We start from the raw sequence: 20,602 nt of genomic DNA on the forward strand, positions 1-20,602 counted from the left end.
TCTTGTTAGAATATACTCGGAAAATTTAATTGTCCAACTTGATAAAATAATAACAATAACAAAATAATAAAAAGGAAGTGAAACAATGTCTAGAATATCATCTTTACAAGACCCATTCTTGAATGCTCTAAGAAAAGAGAAAGTAAGTGTATCTGTATACCTAGTAAATGGTATTAAACTACAAGGTCAAGTAGAAGCGTTTGACCAATTTTGTATCGTACTTAGAAATACTGTAAACCAAATGGTTTATAAGCATGCGATTTCTACTATAGTGCCAGCTAAAAGTGTAAGAATGGTTTACAGCTCATTTAACCCATATCACCAAAATCAAAATGAAGATAGTTCTGATAATGTTGATGAAGTACATTCTGATGATCTTGAATCTCAAGAAAATGTTGGTAACACAGCTGAATAATAACATCTACATTATTTTGAATCAAAGCACTGAGCTAAGTCGAGGTGTGATTCAAGCTCCTACAAAATTCTTTATTTTCTTAAAGAATTTATCTATTCATTCCATTCGGAGTAATATTATTTAATGGAATTTTTCGAATCTTATGATGCAGGTAGCAAATGTTTACTTGTAAATATAAACTTTAAATATCATCGTGGTTTAAATGCCGATTTAGCTGAGCTTGAGGGCTTGGTCTCTGCTGCTGAAAAAACAGTACTAGAAAGTTTAAGCTATAATCACCCTGAGCCTGAAATAAAGTACTTATGCGGTATGGGTAAGATGGAGATGATTAAAAATAAACGCGATGAGCTAGATGCTGATGTCGTAGTATTTAACCATCCGTTAAGTCCATCTCAAGAGCGAAATATTGAGAAGTTTCTTGAGTGTAAAATCATGGATAGAACTAGGCTTATTCTTGAGATATTCTCACTGCGAGCAAAAACTCACGAGGGTAAACTACAAGTTGAGTTGGCACAGCTAAATTATCAGTCAACAAGACTAGTAAAAGGCTGGACTCACTTAGAGAGACAAAAAGGTGGTATCGGTGTAAGAGGTGGTCCTGGTGAGACACAGCTTGAGATAGATAGGCGACTTATCCGTCAACGCATTAAGCAGATTAGTCAAAAGCTTGAAAAAGTAAAACATCACAGGCATTTAAGCAGATCATCTCGTCGTAAAAATAATATCCCAACAATATCATTCGTAGGTTATACAAACGCTGGTAAATCGACATTATTTAATAAAATATCTAATGCTAATGTGCTAGCTAAAGATCAGCTTTTTGCAACTTTAGATCCAACATTACGAAATGTGAATGTACCAAAGCTTGGCGAGGTTATATTTTCCGATACTGTAGGGTTTATTAAAAACCTGCCTCATGATTTGGTAGAGGCTTTTCATGCAACATTAGAAGAGGCGATAGAGTCTGATTTATTAGTGCATGTAATTGATTATGCTGATGATGATTATAAAAGCTATATTGAGCAAGTTGAGAAAGTACTTACTGAGATTGGTATTGGCGATAAGCCTATGGTTTGTGTTTATAACAAAATTGATAAAATAAAAAATGTTGCCCCAAGTTTTATCAAGATAAATGAGCCAGAAGATAATATCGTAGCGAGAGTTTATTTATCTGCTGAAACAGGTAATGGAGTTGGTAAATTTTATGAAAGTTTAGCGACTTATTTTAACTCTACTTGGATCAGCAAAACACTAGAGCTACCTCCAAAGTATTCAAAAATTAGATCTAAAATGTATGAGCTTGGAGTAGTTGAAAAAGAGGGCGTTTCTGAAAAAGGTAACTACCTTTTAGATATAATAATTTCTGAAGATGATTTTGAAAGGTTTAATCGAGAATTTGATTTAAATCTTGAAGATTTTTTTGTGTAGGATAAACAATAAAATCTTTATATTATTTCTTCTTAGCTCTTGGGTGAGCATTGTCAAATACATTAGCTAATTGCTGGAAGTTTAAATGAGTATATATTTGTGTGCTTGAGATATCAGCATGACCAAGTAGATCTTTCACTGCTAATAAATCTTTTGAAGAATCTAAAACATGACTAGCAAAAGAGTGCCTAAGCATATGTGGATGAATATGTTTAGAAGCGTATTTTTTAGCAAATATCTCCAAGCGTTTTTGGATGGATCTGTTTGTTAGATGAGTTCCATTTTGAGATATAAACAAGTAGTTTGATTGAGGATTAAAAGAGTCACGAATCTTTAACCATCTTTGTAAGCTATCAGAAGTTTTATTACCGAAGTATGCGATTCTTTCTTTGTTGCCTTTGCCTGTAACTCTAATGCTTTGTTGCGAGTGATTTATATCTTTAAGCTGTATAGCTGAAAGTTCACTTAATCGGATACCACAACTATATAGCAAATCAAAACTAGCTATATCACGAGCCTCTATGACTGTACTAGGAGTTATATCTAGTAAGAATGCTAGCTCATTAGTATTCATCGCTTTTGGCAGTTTCTTAGAGCTTTTAGGTGCTTTTATATTTGCTGCAGGATTTATGGTAGTAACTTCACTATTTATCATGAAATTAAAAAAGCTTCTAACTGTACTAAGTTTTCGCTGTAGTGTTTTAGCTGATGAGCCTTTCGAATGTTCTTTTTTTATCCAAAGTTGAATGTCTTGGCTTGAAATGCTAACAATATCTTTACCTTCAATAGACTTATCAAGCTGCTCTAAATCTCGTTTATAACTTGTTATAGTTTTATCGGAGTATTTTTTATGGTAGAGGAGGTTATCTAAGAATTTATCAATGTAATCAATATTTGCCATAAGGGTTATGCTATCACACACGAAAGGACTATTATTCCTGAAAGTATTGATATTATCCAAAGGACTTTGTAGCTAGATATTTTATAGTTAAATGATTCACCTAAAGAGTTCATTCTAAACGCCATTAGACCTGGCATAATCATTAGTAATACCGCTATCGACAAGCCTACACAAGTCATTGCATAGATGAAGATATTTGGATCCATTTGGTTGATTATAAGCGGTATAGCAAATGTTAAAATGGCAGCAATAGAATAGCCAGTTATAGTTTTAAGTTTGTGTAATTTATATGTATCCATATTGAAGTGAAATAGTGATAGATTTACACTTAAGAAAGAAGTCATAATAGCTACATAAGTAAATATATGTAATACAGCATCTGTTACGGGAGTATGTATTTTGTTTCCTATAGTAGTTAAGATGTTGTCTATATTTGCTTTGCCTACTGGAATGTGATCAAAGATTGAGCCCATAAAACTTACAGGGCCATGTAATGGTAGTACGCCTAATATAGTCACTACCCAGATTATATAAAGAATTAAAGGTATTACACTACCAATAATTATAGCTTTTTTCATATCACGAGCATTTTTATTAAGATAATCAGAAAGTGCTGGTACAATGATGTGAGATGTAAAAGATGTAGTAAAAACAGGAATTGAAATTAATAATGATGCACCAAGATCTACAGGTGAAACCAAAAGATTTGCAGACTCGATGTATCTGTTAAAAACCACACATAAAATAACTAGTATTATGATTTTCAGTGAGATGAAAAACCTATTTGCATAATCAACAAATCTTGTACCAAGAACTACAATACTACCAAATATCAAAACGAAAAGGATTGACGAGTATTTTTCACTAATACTTGGGAAATCAACAGACATTGAAGATGCCGCTGCAGAGATATAGGCTGTACTTATAAAGTACATCAATAATAAAAACGCTATAGTTGCCACTATACCACCAGCTTTACCAAGATATTTTTCAGCAATGCTTTTAAAGCTAGAACCATAGGGCATACTACATGAGATATCAGATATTATAATAGCTGTATATGTCATAATTGACCATATAACTATAATCAAAAATGAACCGAGCAAAAAACCTAGTTTAGCTGTGATTATTGGTAAGGCAAGAATACCAGCACCAATCATTGTGCCGACTATTATCATTATGCAGCCTAAAACTTTAATAAAGCTATTTTCGGTGTTTTGCATATTTAAAGAACCTTTAGATTAATGTGACTGCTCTTGGCTTTGGTTAGCTTTTTTTTGCATGTAAATAGCATCAAAATTTATTGGAGCTAAGTTCAGTGGCAAGAATCCACCTTTCATAATGGAAGAGTCAATTACTCTTTTAGCATAAGGAAATAGTGTATTTGCACAGTATGTATTAAGTACTGATTCAATTTGGGCTTCTTCCATACCTGCTATTGTAAAAATACCTGCTTGAGTCACTTCAACTATATACACATTAGTTTCATTATTTTTAGTTGTGATAGTTATTGTTAGATCAAGTTCAAAATTTTCTTCATCCATTTTTTTTGTGTTTATATCGATATTAAATTCAGATGCTGGGTTCCACTCATCTTTGAAAGATGCTGGAGAGTTAATAGACTCAAAAGATACATCTTTTGTATAAACTTTTTGAATTAAGAATGATGGTTGATTGTCTGTAGATTCCATTAGTGACTACCTTATTTAAGTATTTAAAATTATATTTGTAAAATTATAGCAAATTGAGGAGCTTTATATAACTAGTCAAGAGAAATTTATCCTAAATCTCCAATTATAAATTATCTTAGTTTACAGGTCTTAATGATTCTGAGAATGATGCTTTCATTATTTCTTCTGTAGCTTTATTGAAGTTTGCTTGAGTTATACCTAATTTTTTAAGAGGTACTGAATTTATATTTTTCACATTAAAAGAATCAACTTTCCAGCGTTGAGAAATATTAAAATAAGTATCTTTGTATTTTGTATATCTGAATATTCCAATTTCACCTTTTTTAGAATTGTTTGAATATTTACCACAATATATCACCATCATAAGATCATTCTTTTTATTTAATAGTGCTTTACCTTCCATATCTTCTTTTTTACATTGGTTCATCAGCTTGGCTATTGAGTAGCTCATAAATTTATTTAGATCAAGATTTTTTTGGTATTTACCGTAGATAGCATTGATTGTATATTTTTCATTCCAATCTTTAAAAGTTTGTCCTGTTGGAATTTGTGTAGTAGAAAACAAGGGGCCTTTTTGATTGTTTTTTGCATTACCTATTAGTCCACTTTTAAACCATGTTGGGTAAGGGTATATAACCGTTGCATCAAAAATGTTGATTGATTGAAATTCAACCTCTCCTTTTTTCATACCCATGAAATCTTTTGGAGCTGAATATGAAGTTAGAATAAAATATGAAGTTAGAATAAAAACTAGACAAAAGCTAACCGTAGGTAATATTTTTTTCATGTTCAGGTTTATAATGTATAGATTATTTTAAGTATAAAGTGATTAAAAAAGTAAGTCTATATAAGGTCTTTTAATTTACTGAGTAAATTCAGTGCAGCTATAGGTGTTAGGTTGTTGATGTCGATTTCTTTAAGTTTATCTTTTAGAGGGTTTGGTTTTTGACTAGTTTCAGTTTCTTCGAATAAAAGTGTAGTTTGAGGTGAATTAGCTTCGATTATGGAAGATTTATTCTCAAGATTATGTAGGTTTTTTTTGGCAGATTTTAAAACATCGTTAGGGATACCTGCGAGCTTAGCAACCTGTATACCATATGATTTCTTAGCAGCACCCTCTATAGCTTTGTGCATAAAGTAAATATCGTCTTTATACTCTTTTGCTTCAAAGTGGATGTTTTTGATATTTGGGTATTTAGTAGTAAGTTCAGTAAGTTCAAAGTAATGTGTTGCAAAAAGAGTAAATGCTCCAATTTTTGCAAATTTTTCAGCACAAGCTTGAGCTAAGGAAAGACCATCAAAAGTACTTGTCCCTCGACCAATTTCATCCATTATCACTAGAGACTTATCTGTAGCACTATTGAGAATATAAGCTGTTTCTGTCATCTCGACCATAAATGTCGAACGCCCACTAGATATATCGTCAGATGCACCTATACGAGTATAAATACTATCTATGTCACAAATACTAGCTGTAGTTGCTGGAACAAATGAGCCAATATGAGCAAGGAAGATAAGCTGAGCAACTTGTCGCATATATGTAGACTTACCACCCATATTTGGGCCTGTAATTATCTCTAGGTTATGTGTGTCTTTACTAAGGTTTGTATCGTTAGGGATAAATGGCTCATCTATATTTTGCTCAATTGCTAAGTGTCGAACCTCTTTAAGTTCTAGTTTGTTTGAAGTATTAAAGTTTGGCTTGGTTAGGTTAAGTTTTATAGCTCTTTCAGCAAAGTTTGTTAGTACATCAACCTTAGCAATACTTTCAGCAGTTTCTTGAATTTGAGCGTAGTAACTAAGAATATTTTGTAAGAGTGCATCATAAACGAGTTTTTCACGAGCTAGTGCTTTTTCTTTTGATGTTAGTATCTTAGATTCAAACTCTTTTAGCTCTTCTGTGATATATCGTTCATTTCCCTTTAGAGTTTGACGGCGGATATAGTCACTTGGTACTTGCTCAGCATACTGTTTTGACATCTCTATATAGTAGCCGTGAACTCTATTGTAGCCAACTTTGAGATTGTTTATGCCGGTTTTTTGTTTTTGTTGTCTCTCAAATTCTAGTAGAAATTCATAAGAGTTATCTTTGATAGACTTTAACTCATCAAGCTCAGTATCGAAACCAGTTTTTATTACGCCACCATCTCTTATCGTTACAGGAGGGTTGTCAATAATCGCTTTATTTAGAAGTTTTGTTAAATCATCTAGGTTGTGGATTTTGTTATTAAGTTCAAGAAGTTTTTTAGAGTCTATTTCAGTTAACTGTTGCTTTAGCTGTGGTAATTGAGTTAGTGAGCTTTCAAGTGATACTAAATCTTTAGGTTTTACTGTACCTAAAGCTACGCGAGAAATTATTCGCTCAATATCATTTATATAACTAAGAGTATCTTGAGTTTTTTGGAATGCATGAGATTTTGTGAAAGCATTGATTATTGCATGGCGAGCAGCTATTTTATTAAGGTTTTTTGTTGGTGATTTAAAGTACCTTCTTAAAAGTCTACTACCTAAACTTGTTTTACATTTATCAATGATATTTATCAGGCTAGCTTTTGAGCTACTATCAATCTCAAGGTTTGTTCTACTGTTATGGTCTATGTTTAAGGTACTTTCATTGTTGCTAGATTGAATGGCTGTTATGTGAGTAGGTAATTGTTTAAGTGTGTAAGCAAGGTAAGCTATAATCGAGCCAATTACAGTTATCTGATCAGGTTTGTATTTTTCTAGTGTAGATTTGGCAAGTGTTATGTCAAGGGCATTGGTAATGTGCTTTTTAGCTTTAAAGTTGCTGTAATACCATTCTTCAAGATAGCTAATAGTTGTTTCAAATGATTTATCTTGGGATAAGTCTTGGCTGTTAGTAACTATTTCTTTTGGATTAAGCTTAGCTATTTCATTTTTTAGCTCTGTAGTATTTGTTAGGGTTTTATATAAAAAGATCTTTCCTTGAGTGTAGCTTGTATAGGCTAGGTGGTATTTGTTGTTTTTAGCAAATATACTTAGCAGAATACTGTCTTCTTTTGTGCTTAAAAAAGCTTCTTCAGATACTGTGGCTGGTGTGATAATACGAGTTACGCCTCTCTCAACAGGACCTTTAGATGTAGCTGGATTACCTATTTGTTCACATATAGCTATTGATAAACCTTTTCTAACCATTTTAGCAATATAATTTTCTGCTGCATGATATGGCACGCCAGCCATAGGGATAGGTTCACCATTTGATTTACCGCGAGCTGTTAGGGTTATTTCAAGTATTTCAGCAGCCTTAATAGCATCTTCAAAAAATAACTCATAAAAATCTCCCATACGATAAAAAAGCATAATATCTGGGTATTGGGCTTTTATCTTTAAAAATTGTTGAATCATCGGTGTATGGGACGAAATATCTTTCATTGATAGTTTTATAGGTGTTTATTTGTATAACAATATTATAACTGAAGTTATGCACTAAACATAAGTTTGAGCAAAAAAATAAAGTTCTAACATGATCAGATTATACTTTACTTTTTTTGTCTTTTATTTAAAACAACTTTAGCATGATTTGTTGTATGATTAGTATAACTAGATCATTGCTCAAATAACTAATTGATAAAATTAATCTTCTACTGTAAACTTTTGTAGTCAAAAATTAAAAATATCTCTAGGAGAGAAAATGAAAAAAATACTATTATCATTATCAGCAATTGTTCTTTTAACAACTAATTCTTTTGCGGCGGAAGCTGCTGCTTCAGCGGGTGGGAATCCTATGAGCTCTATTTTAATGCTTGTGGTTTTCTTTGCTATATTTTGGTTTCTACTTATTAGACCGCAACAAAAGAAAAATAAAGAACTGCGTAAAATGTTATCAGAGCTTTCAAAAGGTGATGAAGTTGTAACAAATGGTGGCATGATTGGTAAAATAGCTAAAATTGATGAGTCTTTTGTAGACTTAGAAATTTCTGAAGGTGTAACTATCAAAGTACAAAGAAATGCAGTAGCAAACATCTTACCTAAAGGTGCAACAAAAGCATAATCTCAAAATATGGTCTAACAAGTAGATCTTTTTCTTTCAATAAAGGAATCCCTCAATGAGTTTTAATAAAAATCTTCCTATTAATCAGTTTCCGTTGTGGAAAAATGTATTGATAGTATTTGTTTTGGCATTAGCATTGTTCTATGCTATCCCAAATCTTTTTGGTAAAAGCCCAGCACTACAAATATCTCCTAAAGATGGTAATGTTTCACAGCAGACTCTTTCTAAGATTGAAACGACTCTTGTTAAAGATCATATAGCTTACCAAAAAGCACAATTATCAGATAACAAATCTAATATATCTATAATATTTGCTGATGTTGAAGATCAGCTAAAAGCAAAGAAAGCTATTAAAGAGAATCTCGGTGATAGCTTTGTAATTGCAATGAATATGTTATCAAATGCTCCAGCATGGATGACAGCTTTAGGCGCAAACCCAATGAACTTAGGTCTTGACCTTCGTGGTGGTATGTATCTTATGCTTGAGGCTGATACAAACTCTGCAATAGATGCTCAACTTGATAATACTTTAGGTACAGTTTTAAGTGCTGCTAAAGATGCAAATATAAGCATAGAAAACTCTACAAAAGCCGAAGATAGAGCTAAAATTAAAGTACCTCAAAAGTACCAGGATTCTAATTTTGTATCTGTAACTACTTCAGGCTCAGAAGATACTGCAAAACTTATAAGCTACTTGAATGGTGAGTTTAAGAAAACTCAAGATGCGAATATTGTATACACCACAAAAGATAATACTATATTTATAACATACAACAGCCCTAAAATGCTTCAGCTAGAACAAGGAGCTATTTCGCAAGTTGTGACAGTTATGCGTAATCGTATAAATGCTTTGGGTGTGGCTGAGGCTTCAGTTGCTCAAGCCGGAGCAAATCGTGTGGTAATTGAAATTCCAGGCATGCAAGATGCTACTCAAGCTAAGCAAATACTAGGTGGGACATCTACAGCTAGTTTCTATATGGTTAATCCTGTTACGGATAGATTAGCTACAGAAGAGCAAGGTTATAAGGTTTATTCTTTAGATAATGGTCGAGGTTATCAAAGTTACTATAGCTTAAAAGGTGCTGCTGTTGCTGGTGGTGCTGATATTATTGGAGCTAGTCCATCAGTTGATCATCAAACCGGTACTCCTATAGTAGCAGTAGAGCTAAGTAGAAGTGCAGCTACTAACTTTAGAAAAGTAACAAGCAAGAATATTGGTAACCCAATGGGTGTAATGCTTGTAAATACTACTTATGAAAAAGTAAAAGATAAAGATGGTAAAGAGCGAAATGTTGTCAGTAAAGTTGAGAAGCTTATCAATGTGGCAACAGTTCAATCTGCTTTAGGGTCTCATTTCCAAATTACAGGATTAAGTCAAAAAGAAGCAAATAATCTTGCATTGATGATAAAATCAGGTGCCTTACAAGTACCAGTACATATTGTCCAAGAGCAACAAATAGGTCCAAGCTTAGGTAAGGATAATATTGACAAAGGTATGTTGTCTATAGCTTTAGGCCTAGTAGCAATAATAGTTTTCATTCTTGCTTACTATAGAGTCTTTGGTGTAATTGCAAATGTTGCACTAGTTATGAACTTGCTTTTGATTGTCGCAGTGATGTCTATAATTCCAGGTGCAACTCTTACACTACCAGGTATAGCAGGTATTGTACTTAACTTAGGTATGTCGATAGATGGTAATGTACTTATTTTTGAGCGTATTCGTGAGGAGATAAGAGCAGGGATGCCTCGTCAAAGTGCTATTCATGTAGGTTATGAAAAAGCATTTGCAACTATTGTTGATTCGAACATAACTACACTTATAGTGGCTGTGATTTTATTCTTTGTGGGTAGTGGTGCTGTTAAAGGTTTCGCTATTACACTAATGATCGGTATCGTAACTTCAATGTTTACAGCTGTTACAGTATCACGAGCTATGACAAACTTTGTTTATGGCAAGAAAAAGAAATTAGAAAAAATTTCTATAGGAATATAAGCAATGGAATTCTTTAAACAAAAAACACAGATAGACTTTTTAGGAATTAAAAAATACACAACTATTTTATCTGTTGTTATGATAATAGTATCACTATTTTTCATCTTTACTAAAGGTTTAAATCTTGGTCTTGATTTTACTGGTGGTTATCAGGTTCAGATTCATACTTCGCAATCAGTTGATTCAGATGTTTTAGCTGATAAGCTTGAAAAAATTGGTTTCAAACATACAGATATTACAACTTTTGGTGAAAATAATAATTACCTAATCAAATTTGCACCGGATGAAGTAAATGCAAAAGCAGAAAACTTAGATGAAGCTCAACAATTACTTCATAAAGATGTTGAACAGACGCTAAATGCTCAAGTTCAAAGTGTAGATTATATAGGGCCACAAGTAGGGAAAGAGCTAGCGAGTAATGGTATCTTAGCGATAATTATTGCACTTGTTTGCATACTTATATATATATCGGCAAGATTTGAGATGAAGTTTGGTATAAGTGCTTGTTTGGCATTACTTCATGATCCGATAGTTATACTTGGAGTATTTGCTGCATTTCAACTTGAGTTTAATTTGACTGTGTTAGCTGCTGTACTTGCTGTTATAGGTTATTCACTTAATGATACTGTTGTAATTTATGATAGAGTCCGTGAAAACTTCCGTAAAATGCGTAAAGCGAGTGTAACAGAGGTAGTGAATAGAGGCATTAACGATACTCTTTCAAGAACTATACTTACTTCGGGATTAACAATGCTTGTAGTTGTTGTGTTGTTTTTCTTTGGCGGTAGTTCAGTACATAATTTCTCATTAGCTTTAATACTAGGTATTATTGTTGGTACATATTCTTCTATATATGTTGCTGGTGTTGTAGCAGTTGTCTTAGGCCTAAATAGAGAATCTCTTCTTCCTAAGCAAATTCCTACAGATGATACGCCTATCCTTTAGTTTAAGGTGTTTATAAAAGTATCTTTCAATAAGAATGACAGTCTTTTTTTAGGATAATTCTAAACCTAAGTTTACATTTTTAAAAATCATTTGCTTTCCATATTTCAGTTAAAATAAGAGATTTTAGTTGTTTGAAATATGGCAAAAATATTGATACGATTTCATATTGTTAATTAAAGCTAGGTATTCAACTATGGCTTCCCAAACTGAAGAAAATCAAATTCAGATAGAAATGATGGCAAACTCGTTTCTTTACATAAACAAACAACCTTTGGTAAAAAAACCATCTGACTATGGTATGGAGTATGAGGATCTAAGCTTTAAAACAGATGATGGTTTAAACTTAGCTGCTTGGTTAATAAAGGGAACAAAAAATAAAACTATTATTTTTAGTCATCCTTTGGCATTTACAAAATATGGGTATTCTTTAAATCACGAAGGTTCTGTAAAATCAGGCTACTCCAAAGATGTAGAATTTTTACCTTCGGTAAAACATTTAGTCGATGCTGGATACTCTGTTTTTATGTATGATCAGCGAAACCATGGAGAAAGTGAATCAGAACAAAACGCAATACATGACCCATATAAAGCAAATTTAGATAATGCAGCAGCGATAGAGTTTGTATCAAATATTCCTTCTCTTAAGGGAGATGTTATTGGATTAATAAGTCATTGCCAATCAGCATATAAAGAAATGGTATCCATGAGTAAAAATCCTAAGCTTTATAATAGTGCTAATGTAAAGGCTCTTGCTATAACTCAACCTCTAGCTATTAGAAAGTTTTATGAAAAGCTGGGATTAAGCAATGAGATAATTGATTCTCTTAAGGATGTATATAAAGAAAAAGGGGTTGATCTAGAAAAGCAAAATCCTTTATTATTTGCAGATAAAACTATTGTTCCAACACTAATGCTTCAAAATATAAATGATCCGTGGGGTGAAGTAGAACATTCTAAACAAATTTTTGAAAAAATTCCAACAGAAAAAGAAATGATCTGGATAGATGAGGAAGCTCATCGTTTTGTAGCATATAATTGGTTTAATGATAATCCAGAAAAATTACTTTCTTTTTTTAATAAGAATCTTTAAGTGCTTTATTATTAAATACAGCTATCTGTGATGTTATAACGATTGGTAATATTATGTATTATTCGAAGTTTCTCTCAATTTGCTTTTATCATTAATATAAGTTTTGTGCTTTTTAAAGTAATGGATAATAGATCAAAATATTTCTTATATAAATAAATTATATCTGCAATATAGTAACTGTTTAGTGTTTTAGTCTGATTTATATTTTTTATACATAGAAATTAATCAAATAAGTTAATAATTCTTAATGAAATTTGCATATAAACTAAGTTATAATAGCTCTATATAATATATAGGAAAGTTAAATGAAAAAAATTATTTTAAGTGTGACTGTATCTTTATTGGCACTTTCACAAATTTTTGCAATGTCTAGTGATAAAGTTTCTAAGCCAGCAATAAAAAATACTGAAGATGCTAAGTCAATGGCAGAAACCACCAAAGACCCACATCAATTAGTTGATATATACGCATCAGATAATGAAACATCTAAAAAGCAAGGTTCTATAGCTTATGTGGATCGTGATAAATTTAATATAATCTTCTGTAAAGAAAATGCATGGTGTGAAGTAGTTGACAATCGAAATGGTAATACTGGTTGGATAAACCTAGAAAAACTTAAAGAGTCTCAGCAGAAGTACAATCAAGTAATGCAAAAAAATGCTAATATAGATAGATTAGTTCAATATGTTGGCTTGCAAGATAAGAAAATAGTACAACTGCAACAAATGATTATGCAAATGCAGAAAGAATTTTCGGTAGTGTTACAACAACAGCAAGCACAGATTAATAGCTTAAAGCAGTCAGCATACTATTAAACGTAAAGGAAATATATGGCTAAAAAGAGCTATCTACCAGCCACTAAATCTAAAACCCTACCAGTCGTTTCCGATGATAACTTAAGTTCATATCTGAATTTTGTTAATAGCTTACCAATGTTATCCTTAGAAGAGGAACAAGAGCTAGCAAATAAGTATAAGCATAAAAAAGATCTTGAAGCTGCACAAAAGCTTGTGTTAGCGCATCTAAGATTTGTTACAAAAATAGCAAGAAACTTCTCTGGGTATGGTCTTTCAGCTGCTGACCTTATTCAAGAGGGTAATATTGGTCTTATGAAGGCAGTAAGTAAGTTTGATCCTGATCAAGGTGTAAGGTTAGTGTCTTTTGCCGTACATTGGATAAAAGCAGAAATGCATGATTTTGTACTTAAAAACTGGAAGATTGTAAAAGTAGCAACAACCAAATCCCAAAGAAAATTATTCTTTAATTTACGTAGTAGTAAAAAAAGCTCTAACTGGTTAACACATGATGAAATAAAACAGATAGCTAAAGAACTAGATGTAAAAGAAGAAACAGTTGTTGAGATGGAAAAAAGGATGTGTCAAGGAGATGCAAGTCTTGATTTACCATATACAGATGATGAGGGTGGAGAATCTAGTGCTCAAAGTCTTTACCTAGAAGATAAAAGCTCAAACATAGAGCATCAAGTTGTACAGCAAGATTATTATGATAATTTTAAAAGTGTTATAAAAGATGTATTAGCAGGGTTTGATAATCGTACAAAAGATATAATTATGTCTCGCTATATGTTAGAAAAAAAAGCTACTTTACATGATTTAGCCGCGAAATATAAAATTTCAGCCGAAAGAGTCCGACAGATAGAAGAAGAAGCTTTAGGCAAAATGAAAAAAGCTGTCAAAAATCGAGGTTAAGAGCTCAATGGGCATTGTGCATCTCTAGACTAATCTTATCAACTAGTTTTTTTACATCTAGATCTTCGCTTCTACGGGGCATACTAATATCAACATTCACCTGTGATGTAATATGGCCAGGGTTATTGCCAAGTACAATAACTTTATCTGCCATTAAAACAGCTTCTTCGATATTGTGGGTTACAAGCACAATAGCTTTAGTGGATGTTTTTTTTGTTAACCATAAGTTTATTACATCATCTCTAAGTTTTTTTGCTGTTACGATATCTAAGGATGAAAAAGGTTCATCTAAAAATAATACTTCAGGTTCAATCATAAGAGCCCTAGCAAAACCAACTCGTTGTTTCATGCCACCGGATAATTCACTAGTGTACAGATCTTCAAAGCCATTTAAGCCTATATCTTTAATTATTTCTAAAGCTTTTGGAGTACTTTTTGCTCTTGATATACCAAGAGCATCTGTGCCAAATAAAATATTTTCTAAGACATTTAACCATGGCAATAAAGCAAAATTTTGAAAAACCATACCAGTGTTTTCAATTGGTTTTATAACAGGATCAGCCTTGTAAAACAATTTCCCTGAAGATGGCTTAATTAAGCCACTTAAGACTCTAAGTAAACTAGATTTTCCTGCGCCAGATTTTCCAACTATAGCTATTATTTCGTTTTCTTTTATGCTGATGCTTACATCATTAAGAACTTGTAGATAATTTTTCTTATCTTTTTTAAAGTTTAATGAGAGGTTAAAGCCACTAATTATTTGTTGATTAATTATTTTTTCCATTGCTCTATTCCTTTTATTTTAAATCAAAGTTTGATAACTAACTGTTTGTATTTTCTTAACTACACTTGTATTTTGTTTCTGCTAGCTTATATAAAGGTCTCCATATAAAGATGACACAAAGTGCCACTAAACTACAAAGTGCTACTACTGCTAGAGCTGCTTGATGAATCTGATTGTTTGAGGTTGTTGTTGAAACAAGAGCCCCAATGCCATCAACTTTAATGGTTTCAGAACCCCAGATTACAACTTCAGCAGCAATTGCAGAGTTCCAAGCTCCTCCTGCTGCACTTATTATTCCACAAACGATATATGGGAATACGGCAGGAATTGCGAATTTGTACCACCATTTCAAACCTTTTAGTTGAAAGGATTTTGTCATTTCTACTATTTCTGTAGGTAGGCTTGATACTCCAGCAATAACATTAAACAATACATACCAAGAAGTTCCTGTCATTATTAATGGGATAGTCCATACATTTAATGATCCACCACTAGTAAGTAATAAAATTGCTACTATAGGAAAAAAAATTGGTTGAGGTATTGCAGCACAAACCTGAATTATAGGTTGAATCTTTTTTGTTCGGTTTGCAGATAAACCAATCCAGATGCCTAAAGGTGTGCATATAAGCACACTTAAAACCATTGCTATTGCAACTCTTAAAGTAGTTTCAAACATTAATGGTATTAGGTATGTCATATCACCATTAGGGAAAAAGTTCCACAATGCATTGCCGACCCATAAGCATAATGCTGTTATACATATGTACCAAATATAACATGTGATTTTTTTAAGATTATGACTTACTGTAAAGTTTATTGAGATGTTTAGTAGTGATCGTATAGATGATGCTCCATTGATTGACCAAAACTTTAAGAAACTAATAAGTGGAGTGAATAATGAAACTAGTCTAGACTTTTTATATGATCTATATAACCAGGGATTACTAGAACTTCTAGTTTTAATAGATTCGTATTTGAATTTTTCCGACCATTTAATTAAAGGTCTAAAGAATATCTGATCAAATAGAATAATATTGATTATTATTGCTAATAAAGCAAATAAGATAGCAATAATGTTTGAGCTTTCTAAAGCTGTGGCAATATAAGAGCCTACTCCCGGTAGATTTATGTTATTTGTTGCAACTGGAATAGCCTCACTTGCTGTTATAGCAAACCATGCTGCAGATTGGGAAACCATAATGTTCCAAAGCATTCCGGGTGTCGAATAAGGTAATTCAATTTTCCAAAATTTTTGCCAAGCATTAAGGTTAAAAGCATCTGCTAAATTAACAAGTTCGGTAGGAACTATTCTAATAGTTTGATAAAGAACTAAAGCCATATTCCATGCTTGTGATGTAAATATTCCAAAAATAGCAGCACTTTCTAATCCCATTAATGAATGAGGAAATAAAAATAAGAAAAAAGCAGTTGTGAATGTTAGAAAGCCTAGTAGTGGTGCGGATTCTAGGAAGTTTATGATTGGTAGACATACTCTTGCAAAGTGCTTGTTTTTTGCACAAGCATATCCTGCAATTAGTGCAAAAATAAATGAAAATATCATCCCGATGACTAAACGCATTGTTGTTCGGAGCATATAGTAAGGTAGGTTGCTGGGGTCTAATGATATTTTTGCTACAGATGATGAGTCTATAAAACTAAGATGCATTTCATGCCATGCGTATGCTGTTAATAAAATTAAAGCAGTAGCGATTGAAAATATAATAATATCTGATTTATTTATAATAAAATTCTTATTTTGAGCTTGATTAATAATCATGCTTATACTCCTTTCTAGAGAGGTTTGTCTGATGTGATATGGTTTTACTTTGAATAGTTAAAGATTTCGATCTATAGTTTTATCTAGGCACAGAAAAGCGCTCTTAATAAAAGTTAAGTCAATAATTATTTCAAAGTATTTTGGACGCTAAATTGATGTACAACTAGGAGGTTGTAGAGAATGATTTATTATCATTTGATTCTCTCCTTACAGAAATTCTGAGAACTTCTAAGGTAGTATTGAATTTTGATAGGAATGGTATATTGTTATTCTCGTTTGTCAACAGTTTTGCTAAATAAAAGTTAAGATATAAAACTTTCTTTTGGGTCTTAGTTTAGATAAGCATGTTTTTTTATAAATTTATTGTCACCAAATATGTTAGTATAATTTGTATATTAGAAAATGTGATTATAATGATATTTCAATGAATAATTTTATACCTAAATTTGCTCTTCCTATATCTAAACAAGTGTATTTAGATGGTTCAAAAAGTATAGCTAATAGAGTACTAATAATTGCTGCAATGGCAAAAGGCGAGGTTAAACTTAGTAACTTACCAAATAGTGCAGATGTATTAGCTTGTGTACAAGCTTTAAAAGAGCTTGGTTGTAAGCTTGAGCATGACAGGCAAGCAAAGTCGCTGATTATACAGGGCTGTGATGGAGTGTTTCCAAACTCTCAAGCTGAAATTTTCTGCAATGAATCTGGAACTTTGACTCGTTTTATAATACCAATGTGTGCTACTCAAGATAATGCTAGCTATCATGTAAAAGCAACAACTCGAATGATGGATAGACCATTAGCAGACCTTCTAGTACCACTTGAATCTTTAGGTATGAAAGCGTCATACCATACGAAAAATCACTCGATGCCACTTACTATAAACGCAAATTCACTTGCAGGTGGTACGGTAAGTGTAGATGGTAAAAAAAGCTCACAGTTTGCTTCAGGACTACTAATGGCGGCACCATATATGCAAGATGGATTGAAGCTAAAATCAATAACAAACCATAAGCAACCGTACCTTGAAATGACAGCAAAGGTTATGGCAGAGTTTGGTGTGCAGGTATGTATAGATGGTAGTGATTATAGTACAGATAAAACGAGCTATGTATCTCCGCTTGAATATGTCGTAGAGCCTGATGTTTCAACAGCATCATACTTTTGGGCATTAGCTGCAATTACAAATTCAAAAATTAAGGTTATGAATATAACCAAAAATTCTAAACAGGGCGATATCCGCTTTTTAGAGGTACTTGAGCAAATAGGTTGTTCTGTAAATTATTGTGATGATGGTGTTGAAGTTATCGGTACAGAGAATTTAAATGGTATAACTGTAAATATGCGTAATTTCTCAGATACTTTTATGACACTAGCAGCTATTGCTTGTTTTGCTGATAGTGATACACATATATCTGGACTTACTCATACTAGAGGGCAAGAGTCAGACAGGGTATCTGCGATGGCAGAAGGGCTCACTAAGCTTGGTGTATATGTAGAAACTACTGAAGATACTCTACTTATTTCACCAGCTAGAAGTAATCTTAGATCAGCAGAAGTTGATAGCCACAACGATCACCGTATTGCCATGTCATTAGCACTATTAGGCTTAAAGCAAGAAGGTGTAATGGTTACAAATGCCCAAGCTGTTACTAAAACTTGCCCTGATTATTTTGAACGTATGATAAAGCTAGTAGATTGTGATGGAAGCTAAAGAGAAGATTATCTCAAGATATTTACATAATCGATGGTATAAAAAAGCCTTGATTATTAGCTCAAGTGAACCAAAATATTTGACTAAGATACATTCTTTAAGTCTTGTATTTTGTAGTGGGTATTTAAAGCAAGCAAAGTCTATAGGATGTAAGTTTGATGCAGCATCATGGCCATTTGATCATAAGTTTTTTGATTTGATTGTCATTGATCATGCTTTTTTTGATGATAAGGATGATGCAAATATTTTTTTAAAACAACTTCACTTTTGTATGGCTGATGATGGCGATATAATAATTGCAGATACAAAAAACATTCGAGCTTATAATTTGGTATCAAGGTTTTTAGTTAATGGTTTTTTGAGTAAGAACCTTCAGTTGATAAATAAAAGTGATAGTATTGCACTCAACCTTATGAAGAGATTAGTTAGTAAGAATTTTATCGCTGTATTCAAAAAAGATATATTTTTTAAGTTTGATGGTTTAGAGGCAAAAAAACTTATTGAGAGAAAAATTGTTTGTAAGAAAATATATAGCAATGCAAATATAAAACAGGTTAATAAAAAAATATGAAAAAAAGTATAGTTGCATATACTGATGGTGCTTGTAAAGGCAATCCAGGTATAGGTGGTTGGGGTGCCGTCTTGAGCTATGGAGATGTATCAAAAGAAATTTACGGTGCGGAAGAAGAAACTACCAATAATCGTATGGAGATAATGGCAGCTATAGCAACTTTGAGAGCATTAAAAAAAACTCATCCAATAAAAATATACACAGATTCAAAATATCTTCAAAATGGTATAAATCAATGGTTGAAAGGCTGGAAAGCAAATGGATGGAAAACAGCAGCTAAAAAGCCTGTGAAAAATCAAGATCTATGGCAAGAGTTAGATGAGCTTGTACAAAAAAATGATGTAACTTGGGCATGGGTAAAAGGTCACAGTGGTAATGCTGGTAATGACAAAGCAGATGAGTTGGCAAACAAAGCCATAATTGAGCTAATGGAGAGTAAAAAATGAAAGATCTTAGCCATAAGAAGATCCTAGTAATATACACTGGTGGTACCATTGGTATGGTAAGTACAGAGCAAGGTTATGATATTCAAGAAGGTTATTTAACTGGAGCTGTTAAAAATCTTATAACTTCGGCAAACTTCAATATGCCCGAGTTTGTTATAAAAGAATACACAAACCTTATAGACTCATCAAATATCAAGCCTAAAAGCTGGTTCTCTATAGCTTCAGATATTATAGAAAACTATGAGCAGTATGATGGTTTTGTTGTTTTACATGGTACAGATACTCTAGCATATACAGCTTCAGTATTATCATTTATGCTTGGTGAAATTCAAAAACCTGTAATAGTTACAGGTTCACAGATTCCGCTTTCAAAGGTTAGATCTGATGGTGTTTCAAATATAATGAATAGCCTTATTTTTGCCTGTAGTGACTACATAACAGAAGTTTGTGTGTATTTTAATCAAAAGCTTCGCCGTGGTAATCGGACAACGAAAGTTTCAGCTACTGATTTTGATGCTTTTATCTCTCCTAATTATCCGAGTCTTGCATATGTTGGTATTGACCTTGATCTTAAAAAAGAACGACTATGGTCACGTAAAAAAGCAAAGCAGTTACCAAAAATAGAGGCTCTGAGTGTACCAAAGGTGGCTATTTTAACTATATTTCCAGAAATGGATAGTGATATTTTTGATGTTGTACTTAAACCCTCATTACAAGGTTTGATTCTTAAAACTTATGGGGCTGGTAATATTCCAAATGACCCAAATATACTTGAATCTTTAGCTAAGGCTAGTGATAGAGGTGTTGTGATAGTTAACTGTACACAGTGCTTGTATGGAACAGTGAAAATGGGTGCATATAAGGCTGGAAGTGGACTTGCTAAGGCTGGAGTTGTTTCAGGTCATGATATGACGGATGAAGCTGCATTTGGCAAGCTTTTTTATCTTTTAAGTCAACCAAATATATCTCCACAAAAGGTGAAAGATGCTTTTAAGATTTCTTTGCAAGGAGAGGTTAGTTTATAGAATTTCAAATATTAATATGATTTTTAGGATAGTAGAGCGTTTTGATTAACTTTCTAATATTTAATAGGAGCTTTATACTAATTAACTTGTTAATTTAAATA

At 32.5% G+C, this 20,602-nt stretch carries 19 protein-coding genes; 12 read left to right on the forward strand and 7 right to left on the reverse strand.

The annotated features are described in order from the left end of the window. Window positions 1-85 precede the first annotated feature (85 nt). On the forward strand, window positions 86-415 hold the full coding sequence (gene hfq, locus FLM55_RS08195; RefSeq protein ID WP_178948818.1) for an RNA chaperone Hfq: 330 nt from the start codon (window positions 86-88) through the stop codon (window positions 413-415). Between the two features lie 123 nt (window positions 416-538). After that, window positions 539-1,843 carry a ribosome rescue GTPase HflX gene (gene hflX / locus FLM55_RS08200; RefSeq protein WP_178948819.1) on the forward strand — a complete coding sequence of 435 codons (1,305 nt, stop codon included), beginning with the start codon at window positions 539-541 and terminating at the stop codon, window positions 1,841-1,843. 22 nt (window positions 1,844-1,865) lie between these two features. Here the strand turns inward: hflX and FLM55_RS08205 are convergent, their stop codons facing one another. The 5 genes from FLM55_RS08205 to mutS form a co-directional block, all read right to left on the reverse strand. Further along, the gene (locus FLM55_RS08205; protein WP_178948820.1) at window positions 1,866-2,744 is read right to left on the reverse strand and encodes a tyrosine recombinase XerC; all 879 of its coding nucleotides are present in this window, start codon (window positions 2,742-2,744) and stop codon (window positions 1,866-1,868) included. A 5-nt stretch (window positions 2,745-2,749) separates the two neighbouring features. Next, window positions 2,750-3,967: an amino acid permease gene (locus FLM55_RS08210; protein WP_112870409.1), complete on the reverse strand. Its 1,218-nt coding sequence runs from the start codon at window positions 3,965-3,967 to the stop codon at window positions 2,750-2,752. Between the two features lie 18 nt (window positions 3,968-3,985). After that, window positions 3,986-4,435 (reverse strand): protein-export chaperone SecB, encoded by a 450-nt coding sequence (secB, locus tag FLM55_RS08215; RefSeq protein WP_112870408.1) that lies wholly within the window; start codon window positions 4,433-4,435, stop codon window positions 3,986-3,988. A 115-nt stretch (window positions 4,436-4,550) separates the two neighbouring features. Further along, window positions 4,551-5,222 carry a hypothetical protein gene (locus FLM55_RS08220; protein ID WP_178948821.1) on the reverse strand — a complete coding sequence of 224 codons (672 nt, stop codon included), beginning with the start codon at window positions 5,220-5,222 and terminating at the stop codon, window positions 4,551-4,553. Window positions 5,223-5,278: 56 nt separating this feature from the next. After that, window positions 5,279-7,828 (reverse strand): DNA mismatch repair protein MutS, encoded by a 2,550-nt coding sequence (gene mutS, locus FLM55_RS08225; RefSeq protein WP_178948822.1) that lies wholly within the window; start codon window positions 7,826-7,828, stop codon window positions 5,279-5,281. A gap of 259 nt (window positions 7,829-8,087) precedes the next feature. Here mutS and yajC point away from each other — a divergent pair, with 259 nt between their 5' ends. The 6 genes from yajC to rpoH all read left to right on the forward strand — a co-directional run bounded on the left by yajC (window position 8,088) and on the right by rpoH (window position 14,184). Then, window positions 8,088-8,447, forward strand: a complete 360-nt coding sequence (gene yajC / locus FLM55_RS08230) for a preprotein translocase subunit YajC (protein ID WP_178948823.1) — start codon at window positions 8,088-8,090, stop codon at window positions 8,445-8,447. Window positions 8,448-8,502: 55 nt separating this feature from the next. Beyond that, window positions 8,503-10,440, forward strand: coding sequence for a protein translocase subunit SecD (gene secD / locus FLM55_RS08235; RefSeq protein WP_178948824.1), 1,938 nt, complete (start codon window positions 8,503-8,505; stop codon window positions 10,438-10,440). A 3-nt stretch (window positions 10,441-10,443) separates the two neighbouring features. After that, a complete protein-coding gene (secF, locus tag FLM55_RS08240; RefSeq protein ID WP_178948825.1) occupies window positions 10,444-11,385 on the forward strand; it encodes a protein translocase subunit SecF in 942 nt (313 codons plus the stop codon). Window positions 11,386-11,578: 193 nt separating this feature from the next. Beyond that, on the forward strand, window positions 11,579-12,475 hold the full coding sequence (locus tag FLM55_RS08245) for a S9 family peptidase (RefSeq protein WP_178948826.1): 897 nt from the start codon (window positions 11,579-11,581) through the stop codon (window positions 12,473-12,475). A gap of 305 nt (window positions 12,476-12,780) precedes the next feature. Further along, window positions 12,781-13,290, forward strand: coding sequence for a hypothetical protein (locus tag FLM55_RS08250; RefSeq protein ID WP_178948827.1), 510 nt, complete (start codon window positions 12,781-12,783; stop codon window positions 13,288-13,290). A gap of 15 nt (window positions 13,291-13,305) precedes the next feature. Next, on the forward strand, window positions 13,306-14,184 hold the full coding sequence (rpoH, locus tag FLM55_RS08255) for an RNA polymerase sigma factor RpoH (protein WP_178948828.1): 879 nt from the start codon (window positions 13,306-13,308) through the stop codon (window positions 14,182-14,184). A 4-nt stretch (window positions 14,185-14,188) separates the two neighbouring features. Here rpoH and FLM55_RS08260 read toward each other — a convergent pair whose 3' ends face one another. Together FLM55_RS08260 and FLM55_RS08265 are read right to left on the reverse strand one after the other, a co-directional pair. After that, window positions 14,189-14,968: an ABC transporter ATP-binding protein gene (locus FLM55_RS08260; protein WP_178948829.1), complete on the reverse strand. Its 780-nt coding sequence runs from the start codon at window positions 14,966-14,968 to the stop codon at window positions 14,189-14,191. A 55-nt stretch (window positions 14,969-15,023) separates the two neighbouring features. Continuing rightward, complete coding sequence (locus FLM55_RS08265; protein ID WP_178948830.1) at window positions 15,024-16,745, reverse strand: ABC transporter permease subunit; 1,722 nt, start codon at window positions 16,743-16,745, stop codon at window positions 15,024-15,026. A gap of 424 nt (window positions 16,746-17,169) precedes the next feature. Here FLM55_RS08265 and aroA point away from each other — a divergent pair, with 424 nt between their 5' ends. From aroA to ansA, 4 genes are read left to right on the forward strand one after another with little or no spacing between them, the layout of a single operon-like run. After that, the gene (gene aroA, locus FLM55_RS08270; protein WP_178948831.1) at window positions 17,170-18,459 is read left to right on the forward strand and encodes a 3-phosphoshikimate 1-carboxyvinyltransferase; all 1,290 of its coding nucleotides are present in this window, start codon (window positions 17,170-17,172) and stop codon (window positions 18,457-18,459) included. Continuing rightward, on the forward strand, window positions 18,446-19,030 hold the full coding sequence (locus FLM55_RS08275; RefSeq protein ID WP_178948832.1) for a class I SAM-dependent methyltransferase: 585 nt from the start codon (window positions 18,446-18,448) through the stop codon (window positions 19,028-19,030). Before aroA ends, FLM55_RS08275 begins: the two co-directional genes overlap by 14 nt. Then, the gene (gene rnhA, locus FLM55_RS08280; RefSeq protein ID WP_178948833.1) at window positions 19,027-19,476 is read left to right on the forward strand and encodes a ribonuclease HI; all 450 of its coding nucleotides are present in this window, start codon (window positions 19,027-19,029) and stop codon (window positions 19,474-19,476) included. Before FLM55_RS08275 ends, rnhA begins: the two co-directional genes overlap by 4 nt. Then, window positions 19,473-20,501 (forward strand): asparaginase, encoded by a 1,029-nt coding sequence (gene ansA / locus FLM55_RS08285; protein ID WP_178948834.1) that lies wholly within the window; start codon window positions 19,473-19,475, stop codon window positions 20,499-20,501. The genes rnhA and ansA overlap by 4 nt, the downstream gene beginning before the upstream one ends. Window positions 20,502-20,602 lie beyond the last annotated feature (101 nt).

The organism is Francisella sp. Scap27 (genome assembly GCF_013394105.1).
GTDB lineage: Bacteria > Pseudomonadota > Gammaproteobacteria > Francisellales > Francisellaceae > Francisella > Francisella adeliensis.